The following is a 14,300-nucleotide window of genomic DNA, read 5'->3' as shown; positions in this document are numbered from 1 at the left end:
ATGAGCCGTCGATCTCTATCGTAGGGGACGCACAGGACAGGTCGAAGCTGGTTCGTCACTTGCGGTCGGCGACGAGCTCGCGGATGCTTTCGACCAGTGACCGGTAGTCCTCATCGCGGTAGTGGAAGGGCTGAGGACCCCATTTGTGCTCTCGGCTGATCCGCACCTCACTGCTCGACCGAACGATTCCCCTGCCTAGCAGAGAATGCGCGGTTTCACGGTAGCGCACGAACTTCTCGTTGGCTTCGGCAGCGCGATCGGCGAACTCTTCGGCTTCAGTCGGTTTGATCTCGGAGAAGCGCCGCCACGCCTCCGCCACCGAAGCACCGGTGGACAGTCTGCGGCCGGCTTCTCGTGCTCCTCGACGCAACCGCCGGCCATGACGGCTGAGTACGCTCGCAACATCTCCCCGCGGGTGTGGCGACCCTTCGATCGCTGCGGCCCACTCAACGTCGACGAACACGGTCTTCTCGAGGAGACCTGCTCGACGAAGTTCAGCGACGAGGTACTCGAAGCCTTCTCTCCACGCTGAGAAATGCTCATCGGTACCGAATTCCACCAAGCGCGCGCCTTCACGTCGTGCGGCTCTCGCAGCCCCCGAGAGTTCCACCTCGATCGAGTTGGTCATGGACGAACCGTCCTCGTAGAGCCAATATCCACGCCGCTCGTCGACAAGATCGACGAGAACGACGTCAAGGTCGTCGGCAATCTCGATGATGCGGCGAGCGCCATTGCCTTCGAGGTCTCCGACGACCATCCGCTCCTGGAACGGTGATGTCAGGTCGCTCAGGTCGACACCGGCCGTTCCGTGGGGGTTCTGCAGACTCCTCACCGACTGCCGAGCGACGTACGCACGAACCGCCCCATCGGTCATGAACTCACACGTGTCGCGACTGACGCACGAGCCGAAGATCGCGATGTTCACCGCCGAGCGTCCTCTGTGGTGTGAGACCGACGTCGAGGCTCCGAAGAGTCGTCAATGCCTGTTGCCGGGGCATGTGGAGCTTCACCCGACGCCCGTCGTTTGCGCATCCGATCGGCGTACCGCTGATCCGCGATCAAGCGGACCTTGGAAGCGAGACGCTGACCCGTGAGGTCACCGGAAGCCGCCACCGACGATGCCCTGTCGTTGGGATCGGCCGCGCGGAGGATCACTCTCTTGTCACCTGGGTGGAGCCGCAGCGGCGGCGGTTCTTCGTTCCAGTGCTGTGAGCCGACCGCCTCGGTTGCCCGTTTGGGCAGGACAGGGAACGTCGCGGTCGAGGTGGGTGCAGTGATCTCCTCAGGCCACGCGTGAGGCTCAGCAGCCGCGAATTGGGGTATCGACTCTTCCTCGACCTCACGTCGTTCGTCTCGCCTTCTCACGTGACGCGCAGCAATACCCTTCTTCTTTGTCGGCCGCGCAGCATGGCGCGGTATCGGATTCCGAACCAGCTCCGGCTCGAGGACGTTGATCTCTTCCTGCCGCGCATTGCTCATCACGTCCGCAAGGAGTTTGTCGGCAATGTCCTCTTCACCCTTGGCGACGTTCCACGCCCACCAACGGTATTTCTCAGCGACCGCCTCAGCTGGACCGTCCATGAGAATCTCGCCCTTGTGCATCCACACGGCGCGGGTGCACAGTTCCTGGATCACCTTCGCTGCGTGGTTGACGAGCAGGACGGTACCCGCCTCGGCAAGGAGCTCGTCCATCGCCCGTTCGCTGCGCTCAGCGAATGTCGCGTCACCCGTCGAGAGCGCCTCGTCGATGAGCAGGATCTTCGGCCTGGCAGCAAGCGCGATCGCAAACCGCAGACGTGCCCCCATACCGGATGAATATGTGCCCATGGGACGATGGATCGCCGATCCCAATGCAGAAAGATCGACGACGTAGTCATAGGCATCTGAAGCTTCATCCGGGGTCAGACCCATCGCCAAGCAGCCGAGGCGGACATTCTCTCCTCCGGAGAGTGACGGCTGCAGAGCTGCGCTGACGCCGAGCAGGAGCGGCTGAAAGCGCACGAGGACCCGTCCTCGGTCCGGCTGCTCAACGCCAGCGATATTGCGCAGAAGCGTTGACTTGCCTGACCCGTTCGCCCCGACGATTCCGACCATCTCGCCTTCTCGAGCGACGAGATTGACTCCGCGCAGTGCACGCACAGTCGTCGTACCGTTGCGTCCCGAGATGGCATTCGCAACGCGCCTGATCCCTTTGGATCCCTTCGAAGGATCGTTAGTAGGCACGGTGTATCGTACCTGCACGTTCTCTGCCACGATATTCGGTTCGGACGCCGCCAGGTCGGGGGTGACTGCAGATTTAGAGTCGGCCATAGTTCTCCTCCCCTCGCCAGAAGAATAGGAATCCCACGATGAGAAGTCCGAGAGACCAGAGAATGGCGGATGCCCACATCCACGTCGGCGAAGCAACTCCGTAGAGCAGCGAGTCTCTGGCCAGAGTGAGGAACGAGTGCATTGGATTGACCTGCATAACAGCCAGAAGAGTTGGATGATCCGCAAGACGTTGTTCGATGGAGAAGAACACGCCAGAGCCATAGAGCCAGAATCGACTGATGATGGACATGAGATTCGAGGTGTCGGGAAACTTGTGCCCGACTCGTGCCAAGAAGCATGCCAGTCCGACATTGAACATCGTCTGGAGGACAACGATAGGGACAAGGAACAAGATGCGCCAAGTGAGCACTTCTGCAGGCGGGAGAACCGCGAGGACAACGGCCATCACTGCCAGGCTCGGAATGAAGTCGAGGAAGTTGCGCACGACGACCGAGATCGGCAAGGCTGCACGGGGAAACTGGAATCCTTTGATCATCGACGCACCACCCCGGATGGCGCCGGTGCCGCCAGTCATGGACTTGCCGGTGTAACCGAAGAAGAACACACCGATCACGAGATAGCCGATGAAGTTGTCGATACCTCGAGAGGACTGGAGGATGAATCCGAAGATGAACCAGAATGCGAGCACGGAGAGCAATGGATTGATGAAAAGCCAGGCATAACCGAGGATGTTCTTCCGAGTCGAACCACTGACCTTTGCACGGGATTCCGCGATGATGAAGAACCGTCGCTCCCACAGGCTCGACAGATAGCTTCGCAGACTTGTCCGTTTGCCGACAGGAACGAGGCCCTCACTGGACACCGAGGGAATCGACATCAGGCCAAGCGGGTTCATGGACTTACTCACTTCGGTTCCGCTCCCAACAGCTGGGCATAGACCTCACCATAACGTTGACCGATGTCCTTCCACCGCTTCGTTGACAACACATACTCTCGACCACTATTTCCGAAGCGCTCTCTTGCCGTCGCATCTAGCGCGAGCTCGGCGAGCACAGCGGCCAGGCACTGCGGGTTCTCCGGATCGGTCCACCGCCCAGCCTTGGCTGGTACCAATTCTCTCAGAGCGGGAAGGTCGGAGATGACCACCGGTCGCGCCAGACCCATCGCTTCGACAGGTTTGATTGGCGTGACGAGCCGACACACTGGTTCGTCCTTCCGTGGCACGACGATGGCATCGAGCGCAAGCTGGTACTCGATCGCGGCGGGCTGAGAGACTCGCCCCGTGAACACCGCACTGTCTCCGAGCGCTGCCGCTCGCTCGCGCAACTCGGGAAGTGCCACACCGTCCCCGGCGACGAGGAGCCGGAGATCGACTCCCTGACTCCGGGCGATCGCAACTGCATCGACGAGGTCGTCCAGACCTTCGTACCCGACGATTGACGCCGCGGTCCCTACCCAAATGCCGTCTCTGGGCAAGCCGAGTTCGGCTCTGACTTCCGCTGGGGACCGTGTGACGTCGGCATTGACCACGGCCTCTGACACCGAGTTGGGAATCAGGGTAATCGTATCTGCAGGGACCCCACTGTCGATGAGATGCTCCCGCATCGTCTCCCCCAGGGTGATGACGGCGTCGGCGGCTCGAGCGACCTCGATTTCCTTCTCCCGCATCATGGCGAAACGCTGGCTGGCTCGACGGGCCGCGCGCGCCGCGACTCCACCGCCGGCCGCGGCCCAGGTCTCCTCCAGCACTCCTCGGACTTCATAGACCCAAGGAATTCCGATCGCACGCGCTGCGGCACCGGTAGCCAGCCCGTTGACGTAATGCGTGGTGGTATGCAGAATATCGACTTCTCGCCGGGAGACTTGGTCGGATATCCAACTCACCTGCTCATTCAGGCGCGCCGTGGGTGTGCTGGTCGGCAGCAGCGGGACATAGCGGAGATAATCGACGCCGTCCACGGATTCGACAGGCGTCGGACTCAGCCTGCCGATAGTCATCGGGTAGGAAGGGCGGGTCGCGGCCATCACTGTATGGCCGGCATCCCGCAGGGTCTTGAGAATGAGGTGGCTGCGATAGGCGTAGCCCGAGCGCGTATGCGGAAGGGAGTTCGTCAGCACATGCAGAGACGCTGGGTGTGCCGAACCATGTTCGGTCGGCGCTCGGTCCCGCGATGGAACGCCGGAGACTTCTGGCCACCATCCGGGTTCAAGCGACCGCTTCTCAGCGACGAGACGCCGGCGCCTGCCGCCGTCGTCGAGTGCGGCGATGGCGTCATCGATGCGTCCATCGCTCCAGAGAACTCTCGAGCGCAGTGACGAACCGTTGGCGATTCTGTCGGCGATCCGCGCTGCCGATTCCAGTTGACCGAGGTTGAGCGCAATCTCACCGAGAAGACGCGAGGGCCGCGCTGCTTCGTACTTGCTGACCAGCTCGCGAGCGCAAGATTCCTTTCCGAGCAGCCATGCCGCTGCCGTTCGGCTCGCGGGGCTGGGGAGAGGCTTGAGGAGCCGACCGACCGTTCGCGATGCCGAGGAGGGAAGGCGCCTCGCGAGTTGCATGCCGAAGAAGACCCTGTCCTCACACACGTGTGCCGCTGTCGTGGCGATCACGTTGACCATCTGCCGACACAAGAAGAGCGGATTCACCGGCACACCTCCTCCAATAAGGCGTCGTAGGAACTGCCCATGACCTCCACCGAGGCATGGTCGACCGCCCACTGCCGCGCACGGAGACTCGGTTCGACGACTGAACTGGAGAAGAGCCTCATCGCCTCGGCGATCGAAGCGATGTCCCCTGGATGCGCCACGATTCCTGCACCGTTGATTGTGATGATCTCTGCAGCCTCCCCCGCGACGATGCCCAATACGGGCACACGTCGAACCATCAGCGAATACAGTTTCGACGGCACCGTGCGAGTGTGTGCGGGAACATCACCCAGACTGACGAGGCCGGCGTCCGCCCAGTCCCAATGCGACGCAAGTTCGGTGCCTGTCGATTGTGGGTAGAAGTCGACAGGCGCGGCGAGCTTCTCCGCCAATGCGACAAGGGCGGCTTTGTCCGCTCCGTCTCCGACGATTCGTAGGCAGACTCCCGGCACCAGCGCCGCGGCCCGGATGGCACAACCCAGGTCCTGTGACCGGCCGACTGTGCCGACGTAGAGTAGATTCACCCCGTCGCGGCTCTGCGACCGGACACCGGCGTCGAAATTCTCGGATTCGATCTCCGCGCGGCTCACCCCACTCCGCACCACAGTCGCGTTGATACCTCGATCGCGAAGACGGTGGGCAAAGCTCTCTGTGGTCACGACGACAGCCGCGGCGCGTTGCTGCGCCCTCGTGAAGAATCCGGGCAGAACAGAGTCCTCGAGCTTTCCGGTCAGACCCGTTGGGAGTAAGCGTCCCGTCGCATTCGTCACCAGAGACAATTCATGGATGAGGTCCGGCCACGCATCGCGCACCTCGGCGATATGGGGTACGTGAAGCAGTCGGGACACGACATCGCCGGCCAGCAGCGTCGGCAGCGCCGGTGTGGTCGAGATGATGACGTCGGGTCGCTGTGTCCCCCGCATGGAGCGTAGCGAGGTGCTGACCGCTGCCGCTGCCGCGACCGTCTGGTCGAGCATCTGCCGGGCCATCGACGCTCCACTGTGGAGATAGGGCACGCGGATGATGCGCTCACCGAATTCCCCCGTGTCCCAACTTCCACCCAGACGAGCCTCAACGCGGGTTCGCCGGTGCCCGACGCGTGATCCGAAGAACTCGTCGCGCCGAGTATACGGATAGTGAGGATGCGGGGCGGCGACGACGATCTCATGGCCGTTGGCAATGAGATGACTGACCAAGGTGCTCCACCGGCGCTGCGGCGCTCCGACTTCCGGCCAGTAGTAGTGCGAGAACAGGAGGATCCTCACGCCGCCACCGTCCGAGTCGGGTCGCGTCGTCGCAGCCACAGCGGAACGAAGGTGTAGAGCACGATCAGGCCGACCCAGAACACATGCGCCGGATAGGTCGAAGCAGTGTTCCCGGAGATGAGGGTCGGCACGGCGAGCACACATGCCACTACTGTGAGCGCGGCGTGAAACAGCGACACCGTCCCGTGGGACCAACCGGCCTGTTGGATCCGCTGATAGATGTGCTTGCGATGAGCGAGGAGGATGTTCTCGCCCTGGAACAGCCGCCACACAATCGTGGATCCGACATCGAAGAGAACGAACACGAGCGGTGCGACGACAACGACAATAGGAGTACCAGAGACGAAGAGCCACACGGCGAGAGCGAAGACTGCTGCCCCGATCCCGTAGCTTCCGGTATCTCCAAGGAACGCTCGTGCCCTCCCAATGTTGAAGGGTAAGAAGCCGCAGGCGGCTCCTGTCAGCGCCAGTGCGAGCAACATGACGTCGTCCTGCCCGGTCCATGAAGCGACGAAAGCGTACCAAGAGCCGGTGACGATCGCCCAGCCGGTGACGTAGCCGTTGAGTCCGTCGACGAAGTTCACCGCATTGACAAGGGTTACACCGATCGCCGCGAAGACGATCACCTGGGAGATTCCATGGTCCGAGACCAGCGTGATGCATCCACTGAAGATGAGCGCCAGCGCCACCTGGCCGATCAGACGTGCGACAGGTTGAAGCGAATCGAGATCGTCACTCATTCCGATCACCGAATAGCACCAGGTCAGGACGAGGAAACCGACGGACATGAGGATTCCGCCGAGCCCGAAGGCACCGTTCTCAAGTATGTTCCATACGGTGGCGACGATCGTCGCGATGGTGACACCGCAACCGATCGCGATTCCGCCGCCGCGCACTGTGACCTCGGTGTGTGACGACCGATGCGATGGCACATCAACGACGCCTGCGCGGCGGAGCAAAGGGAATACCGCCAATGCAGTGCCTATCGTCGTTGTTGCCGCGACGAAGTAGACAACAACGGGCAGCACAGTCATCTGCTCGCGTCCCCCACACCTGCGCCTTCGTCGGGAGTGACGTCTGCCTCGTCGGCAATGCGTGACCTCTGTGCCTCGAGGGTTCGAGTTGCCTGAGTTGAGAGCGCGCCGTCGTCCCTGAGATCAGAAACGTCGAGGACACTCTCGAGTTCGGAAGCCAGATCGTCGCGCCGATCATAGGCACTGGCGTCACGAGCGTGAGTGACCACGGCGCGCAGAGCGGAGATCTCAATCGGGACGATCTTCACCTGTGTGATCAACGGGTGCACCGGGCGGATGTCTTCCTCACCAAGCGACAGCAGAGACTCCGTGAGCTTCTCACCCGGGCGCAGACCCGTGTAGACGATCTGGGCATCCGAGCGGCCACTGAGCGCGATCACCCGACGAGCGAGGTCGTCGATCTTGATGGGTAAACCCATGTCGAGGACGAGAGTCTCACCCGGCTGACCGATCGCCGCGGCTTGGAGCACCAATTCGCAAGCTTCGTCTGCTGTCATGAAGTAGCGAGTGACCTCGGGATCGGTCACTGTCACCGGGTCACCTGCAGCGACCTGAGCAACGAACGTCTCGAGGACTGATCCCCGTGAGCCGAGAACGTTGCCGAATCGCACCGACATGTAGCGACGCCCCGATTCGGCTGCCACCGAGGCGATGGCGCGTTCGATCGAGAACTTCGTCCGGCCGAGTACCGACGTCGCGTTCACAGCCTTGTCTGTCGAGATGTGGACGAACGAATCGACATCATTGGCGAGGGAGGCGTTGAGCAGGTCCAGGCTCGCGCCGACATTCGTGCGGATGGCTTCCTCGGGGAACCGCTCGAGGAACGTGAGATGTTTCAGGGCTGCAGCATGGAAGATGATATCCGGCTTGACCTCAGCTATGAGAGCGTCGACGAATGCGGGGTCTCGAAGATCTCCCAGCACGAGGTCATCGCTGGTCAGCAGGGCCGATCCTTCGAGACCGAGCTGAGTCGCGTGTAGGCCGGACTCGTCACGGTCGGTCATCACAAGTCTTGCCGGGGTGAATCGTGCGACTTGTCGGCACAGTTGCGAACCGATCGAGCCGCCGGCTCCGGTGACGAGAACCACGCGGTTGCTGATCGCGGTCGAGATGTCGTCGATATTCGTTGAGATCGGTTTGCGTCCGATGAGGTCTTCGAGGCTGATGTCGCGGAAGTGTCTGGTGCGCAGATCCGAGACGGCGGGGACGTGTGATTCCTGACGACCGAGATCGGATTCGGAAATTGTCGGGAGGATCTTGATAGAGACGGGCCGACCGTCGAGGCTTGAGGCGATGCGGTGGAGCATTTCGGGGGGAAGATCGGCAATCGCGATGATGACAACCGTGGCGCCGGTCCTGTCGACCTGATTGGCCAGGTCGGAGATCGGTCCCAAAACGCGAATACCGTTGTAGCGCAGATGGCGTTTGTGGGGATCATCATCGAGCAGTCCAACGGCCGCGTACTCGTGGCTCCTGTCTTCTGCGATCATATCGAGAGCCCGCGTACCCTGCGTCCCCGCTCCGATGATGAGTGCAGGTTTGGAAGAACGGGATCCCGCCCGCAGTCGTTGCCGATAGTTTCGCCGGATCCATTTTTCCAAGCTCTTGACTACAAGCATCATTGCGCCCGCGGCAATGGGAACGCTGGTGGGAATCAGCAGTTGAGAGGCGAACGCGAATTCGGCCACCCACATCAGGCCGACGGCCAAAGCGACCGTGCCGGCCATTGCAGCGAATTGATCCGGGGAACCGGAATGGTAGCGTCCGCGATAAACAGCGAGCGGACCGCATACGAGGAATACGACGAGGGCGATACCCGCAGACACGAGCATCCCGGAGAGACTGAGCGACGTGAGGTGGAAGTCGAAGCGGAAGAGAACCATCGCACAGACGATGAGTGCGAAGACGAGGCCATCCGCCAAGGATCGAACAATGGCCAGAAGATCCTTGGCGAAACGGGTGCGTGAGGCTTCGGGTCCAGTCCTACTTCCCACATTCCTCATTTCACTCAGCGAGAACGCTCGGTTTCCTGCCAAATGCCCGCTTCGCCATGAGCGCTAGAGGGCACTGGCCAGCGCCGATCAACTCAACGATTGTACTATTGATCCAGACTTGGCAGATACACAGATCGCGTCTGAGGCGAAGTCGAAAGAGCTCAAACTCGGCGCTTCACCGTGAACATTGAGAAACGGCATCGTCGTGTCGTTCACAAAATCGCACTCGGCACGGAGAGTTCACCTCTAGTTCGCAAGAGCATCCATCAGCGATCGAAAACAGCTTGTCGGCTCAGAAGGGACATGAACATTGGTTGCGACGCGAATGCGCACAGTTAGGACTGCCCTGTGGCACCTCAGGCGCGGGGGAATCGGTCAGTTTAGGACCTGGCAACGGCGGCGTCGCATCTGGCAACCCGGCGTGGAACCTGCGCCTACGATCAGGGCAGCCAAGCTCGACTCCTTATCTCTTACCGAACTGTTTCCTGAGCAGCCACGGTCATCTCGGCGCCCTATCTTCGACGAAATCCGTGCCGGGGTAATCCTCGACGAGTTCTCGGCCGAAAGCTTCGGCTACGAATGGACCCTGGTTCCGCTCAGTCGTGCCGACTGGAACAGGCAGCTCGACGACCTTGACTTCGTGTTCATCGAATCTGCGTGGAACGGCAACGGGGGAGAATGGAAGTACCAACTCACCGGCGATTCCGGCCTCAAGCCTGACGTAATCGCACTTTTGGACGAATGCCGACGCAGGGAACTCACCACAGTGTTCTGGAACAAGGAAGATCCACCCCACTACGATGACTTTCTTCCTCTGGCGAAGCGTTGTGATGTCGTCTTCACGAGCGACGTTCGCCTGATACCGAAGTACCGCGTTGAGCTGGGACATGACAGGGTCGACGTCCTGCCCTTCGCCGCTCAACCAGCGATACATTCGCCGGCTCGGCCAGCTCGAGGCTTTGCGGCCCGCGACATCGCCTTCGCTGGAATGTACTTCGCCCACAAGTTCCCTGAGCGCAGGGCGCAGATGGACCTACTGCTGGGAGCCGCGGAAGCTGTCTCCAATCGGATGGATTTCGGCCTCGAGATCTTCTCAAGATTCCTCGGCGACGACGAACGTTATCAGTTCCCGGACGGACTCGCAGATCGGGTCGTAGGGTCTCTGCCCTATCGCAGTCTCCTCACTGCGTACAAGCATTACAAAGTGTTCCTCAACGTCAATTCGGTCGTGGATTCTCCCAGTATGTGTGCGCGCAGGATATTCGAAATCTCCGCGTCTGGAACTCCGGTCGTGACGACACCGAGCGCCGCGACAAAAAGGTTCTTCGAGCAAGATGAGGTACCTCAGCCCGAAACGAAGTCTGATGCGGAATGGACGCTCCGGGCCCTCGTCCGCAGCCAAGAGTTACGCAGTCGAATCGTGCACAAGGCACAACGTCGAATCTGGAACGAGCACACGTATAGCCACAGGGCAATGACCGTGATGAAATCGATCGGGGTGGATTTCGACGATCCGTTGCGGACCACCGTGTCAGCGGTTGTCTCGACCAACCGTCGGGAGCATCTTTCCCATGTCATTGAAACTCACGCGGCGCAAAGCTTCGCGGGCAAGCAGCTGATTTTGGTCGCGCACGGCATCGACGTCCCGAAGGATCTGTTCGCTCAGGCACGTGATCTCGGAATCGACCACTTCGAACTGGTGCGCGTGGATGCCACCGAGACACTCGGCACTTGTCTCAACCGAGGCATCCAAGCATCTGATGGCCAGACAATTGCAAAGATGGATGATGACGACCTCTACGGACGACACTATTTGTCGGATCAGCTGGCCGCATTGCGATATTCGGGAGCGGATCTAGTCGGCAAGCAGGCCCACTACCTACACCTGCGAAGTCGAAACATCGTCATGTGCCGGTTCCCGGAGCGCGAACATCGCTTCACCGACCTTGTCATGGGCCCGACGCTCGTCGGCGCGCGCGAACTATTCCGAAAGCATCAGTTCGAAGAACGCACGGTCGGCGAAGACACCGAGCTCCAGCAACGTCTCATTTCAGAAGGCGCGCGCATCTATTCTGCTGATCGATTCAACTTCGTTCAGGTGCGCGGTGACCATGGCCACACCTGGACTATCGACGACAATGAACTCCTTGCGAACAGCGACGTCCATTCTTTCGGGTTCAACCCCGACCACTACCTTTTCTGAACCCAACGTGGCAATTGGCTGCGTGCGGGCACACGTAACCCACCGGTGCTGTCGGGTGCCAGGCACGTGTGGTTTGGCCCGAAGAAAGATCGATTGAGACTTCCCCACACCGGAACCAAATCCAAGGTGTCCGCCACACTGCGAATAGAGCAAAGCCGAAGTCAACTGGCTTGGAAGAGTACATGACACGCGACAACCAGGCGAGTCGACGTGCACGTCCTTCGGATGAGCCTATTCACAATGCTAGTTGTGGCGGCGACCTGCATTCCTCAGCGCACGCGGACCGCGGTAGTGGTAAAAGCAATAGGCTCGGCAAACCTGGGACCGCGGATGTGGACCCGAAGACGGTGCGGACCGATCGCACCAGTGTACGCAATGCGGTGGACAGCGCCGAAGGCGTACGGCATCGCGTGCATTTGCTTCTTGCCGTGGAAGACCCGTACCGAGACCTCGGCGTCGACAGCGTCGGGCACTTCTAGGATGAATTCCTTTGAAACGCGGTCATAAACTGCGAAGTATCTCAGCGAAGTCCCTTCTCTGGCGTCGAGGACGTTTGCCAGAAAGCCCGAGAAGCTGTCTTCAACATCTGCACGCAGAAGATCGTCGAACTTGTGATGGACGCTCACCGACGAGCCGACTAGGCAAAGGATGCGGCCGACATCGTCAATCGAATCACTGGTGGAAACAACTTCGACGTCGCCGTATTGCCGATCCGACGCCAGCTCGGAAATGCGCTCCTCGACCCCGCCACCACGGGCGTCTCCTGGTGAGTATGGAAGGGCTGGGTCGAAAGCGATTAGCGGCACCTTAGTTTCCAAAGCTGCTAGTGCGCCAGGTCCGAAGCTTTGCCCAACTGTAGCGACACTCATTTGCACACCACGCTTAGTTTGCGAATGGATGAGGTCGGTGATTGCTTGTACGACCTCTTCGGGTGGCAGCCCTCCAGGGGTAGTGTCTTCGGCTCCAACTTCAGCACCGAGGCGCTTCGGTTCTGAGTTCTTTGGTTCAGTGGTCAGACCCACCATGTTGGTCATGTACACGACCGTGTGATCGGAGTTGGCAAGCGCGGCGACCAGGCGATGCCGATGAGCGTCGTCGGTATAATTGGTGATAATCAGTACGCCGTGTTTGCTCGATCCCAGCGAAGACCAGGTTTCCAACGCCTGTTCACCCACGTTGAGGATTTCAACCGGCTCGGGGGCGTCGTTGAAACTCCTTGGTTCGCCCTGAGTCCACACAAAGTCAGACAGCCTTACCTCCGTCGTCAATGTGAGATCCGCAGCGTGTATGTCCAAAAGGATGACGGGGGCGGGAATGCTTTGACCGAAGTCAGGAAAGTACCAACCTTGGATGCTCGGATCCTCACTGCCTTCGACGACCCGCAGCTTCAGAGCAGACTCAGCACGGAACTCGATTTCCATGACTTTCTCAGTTCCGTCGAACACCTCGGCGCCTGCGGTTCTCAGGTTCACGGTCAACCCGGGACCCATATGCCAGAAGAAGGTCAGGTCCTCGGAACCAACTTCCGAACGAATCGTGTCCGTGATCGTCAGAACCGAGTCCGCAGGCTCAGCCCCATGTCGCACATTGAGACTCCGACGCCAAATGCGACCGCGGAACCTGCACGTCGTGCCGATTACGTCGATCTCATCGTCCTCCGCGATTCGGACCTCAAGTGCGTTCATAGGGCGTTCGCCCTTGTCGCGTTGAATTTGCGGTTCGGTTCGGGGCAATCCAGTTCCGCCGATAACCAAAGAATTGTGGGCGGCAGAAGAATAAGCGTACTTCGTGAACGGGTCACGCCAGTTGTACCCGTAGGGGCCGGCCTCGCACAGCAGGTCCCGGCCTCCTGAACGCAGGTAGATGCTCAGCTCGTCGGAATGCTTATGGTAATCGGCGTTATAGGCACATACAAAGTGGACAAAAGTAGCGCCCGGGTCACCCCATGCAGAGCGGGTCATGGCATACCCCGACGTCGGGAATACTTTGGTACGTGTGTCTGGTCGCTTGCCACGGGCACCACCCGTCGCCGCGTACTCGAACTCCCCACCGGGAAAAGTCGATAGATTTGCGGCGGTATCCAGTCGACGGTGGTGAGTGTCCGAAACTGGGGGGTAGAATGCTTCCGGTGTCACACTGTGAACCGCGTATGCGACCGCGCCGGGCAGTAGGCGATCGTAGAGGTCTGCACCTGCAGATCCGGTGAGGACAAACAGATCCGAGAGTATCGGAAGGTAGCGTGCGACCATGACATGGTATGTGGGCGTGTTCTCCACGTGCACACCTTCCACGGTGAAGCACGTGGAAAAGTAGGCGTGCAGACGATCTGCGGCAAGTTCCCATGCGCGGTCGCCGAGCTCGTCATCGGCCGTCGAGACTAGAGACGACCATGCCAGCAGAGCAAGATCCTGGAACATTCCGTGGTTGTTGACGCCGCCGTAGAAGTCGGGCTCTACCAGGATCGCTGCCGTCTGACGGGCGAAATCAGTCAGACCAACACGTTGTTGGTCTGTCAAGGCAAAGCGGTCGAGCGCTCCAACGACTCCCAGTAGGCGCTGCGCCGTGGTCTCGTCGTGGAACGCCATCTCCGGGGCGGAATCACGCAACATGCCGAAATTTTCGTTCCACGCAAGTATCATGCCATGCATCAACTCTGACAGATCCGCAGCGTCTTTTTCGTCGAGGTTGGGAGCAGCACCGAGCCAGTCAGCGACGAATGTGAATCCGTGCGCGTGGCGTCCGCGAGACCGATTCGTCCCGTATTCCCACAACGCTTTGGGGTCGATCGGTGACGAGTCGACGGCACCGAGACGCACAGTTCGCTTGTGAATCGAGGTTCGTGTCCGTGCGAGGGTCCACGGGCCGTGATTGACCGGCAAGAGCCTTC

General features: G+C 60.3%; 9 protein-coding genes. 1 reads left to right on the top strand and 8 read right to left on the bottom strand.

Going from position 1 to position 14,300, the window contains the following annotated elements:
* Nucleotides 1–55: 55 nt before the first annotated feature.
* Genes AC0VYB_RS02070 through AC0VYB_RS02040 form a run of 7 tightly spaced genes read right to left on the bottom strand, consistent with a single transcriptional unit; the run spans nt 56 to nt 9,099 of the window.
* Entirely contained in the window at nt 56–925 is an 870-nt protein-coding gene (locus AC0VYB_RS02070) for a DUF6270 domain-containing protein (RefSeq protein ID WP_475384987.1), read from the bottom strand.
* Nucleotides 922–2,310, bottom strand: a complete 1,389-nt coding sequence (locus AC0VYB_RS02065; RefSeq protein ID WP_475384986.1) for an ABC transporter ATP-binding protein — start codon at nt 2,308–2,310, stop codon at nt 922–924. The genes AC0VYB_RS02070 and AC0VYB_RS02065 overlap by 4 nt, the downstream gene beginning before the upstream one ends.
* The gene (locus AC0VYB_RS02060; RefSeq protein WP_475384985.1) at nt 2,297–3,166 is read right to left on the bottom strand and encodes an ABC transporter permease; all 870 of its coding nucleotides are present in this window, start codon (nt 3,164–3,166) and stop codon (nt 2,297–2,299) included. Before AC0VYB_RS02060 ends, AC0VYB_RS02065 begins: the two co-directional genes overlap by 14 nt.
* Before the next feature lie 8 nt (nt 3,167–3,174).
* A complete protein-coding gene (locus AC0VYB_RS02055; RefSeq protein ID WP_475384984.1) occupies nt 3,175–4,917 on the bottom strand; it encodes a glycosyltransferase family 4 protein in 1,743 nt (580 codons plus the stop codon).
* Nucleotides 4,914–6,182: a glycosyltransferase family 4 protein gene (locus AC0VYB_RS02050; protein WP_475384983.1), complete on the bottom strand. Its 1,269-nt coding sequence runs from the start codon at nt 6,180–6,182 to the stop codon at nt 4,914–4,916. Before AC0VYB_RS02050 ends, AC0VYB_RS02055 begins: the two co-directional genes overlap by 4 nt.
* Nucleotides 6,179–7,216 carry an MraY family glycosyltransferase gene (locus AC0VYB_RS02045; RefSeq protein ID WP_475384982.1) on the bottom strand — a complete coding sequence of 346 codons (1,038 nt, stop codon included), beginning with the start codon at nt 7,214–7,216 and terminating at the stop codon, nt 6,179–6,181. Before AC0VYB_RS02045 ends, AC0VYB_RS02050 begins: the two co-directional genes overlap by 4 nt.
* Nucleotides 7,213–9,099, bottom strand: a complete 1,887-nt coding sequence (locus AC0VYB_RS02040) for a polysaccharide biosynthesis protein (protein ID WP_475384981.1) — start codon at nt 9,097–9,099, stop codon at nt 7,213–7,215. The genes AC0VYB_RS02045 and AC0VYB_RS02040 overlap by 4 nt, the downstream gene beginning before the upstream one ends.
* A 532-nt stretch (nt 9,100–9,631) precedes the next feature.
* Here AC0VYB_RS02040 and AC0VYB_RS02035 point away from each other — a divergent pair.
* A complete protein-coding gene (locus AC0VYB_RS02035) occupies nt 9,632–11,413 on the top strand; it encodes a glycosyltransferase family protein (protein WP_475384980.1) in 1,782 nt (593 codons plus the stop codon).
* A 269-nt stretch (nt 11,414–11,682) separates the two neighbouring features.
* Here AC0VYB_RS02035 and AC0VYB_RS02030 read toward each other — a convergent pair whose 3' ends face one another.
* Complete coding sequence (locus tag AC0VYB_RS02030; protein WP_475384979.1) at nt 11,683–14,229, bottom strand: heparinase II/III family protein; 2,547 nt, start codon at nt 14,227–14,229, stop codon at nt 11,683–11,685.
* Between the last annotated feature and the right edge of the window lie 71 nt (nt 14,230–14,300).

Source organism: Brevibacterium sp. Z349TD_9, from assembly GCF_056173565.1.
The sequence above is the reverse complement of the archived record's forward strand: the minus strand, read 5'-3'. Positions and strand labels throughout refer to the sequence as shown.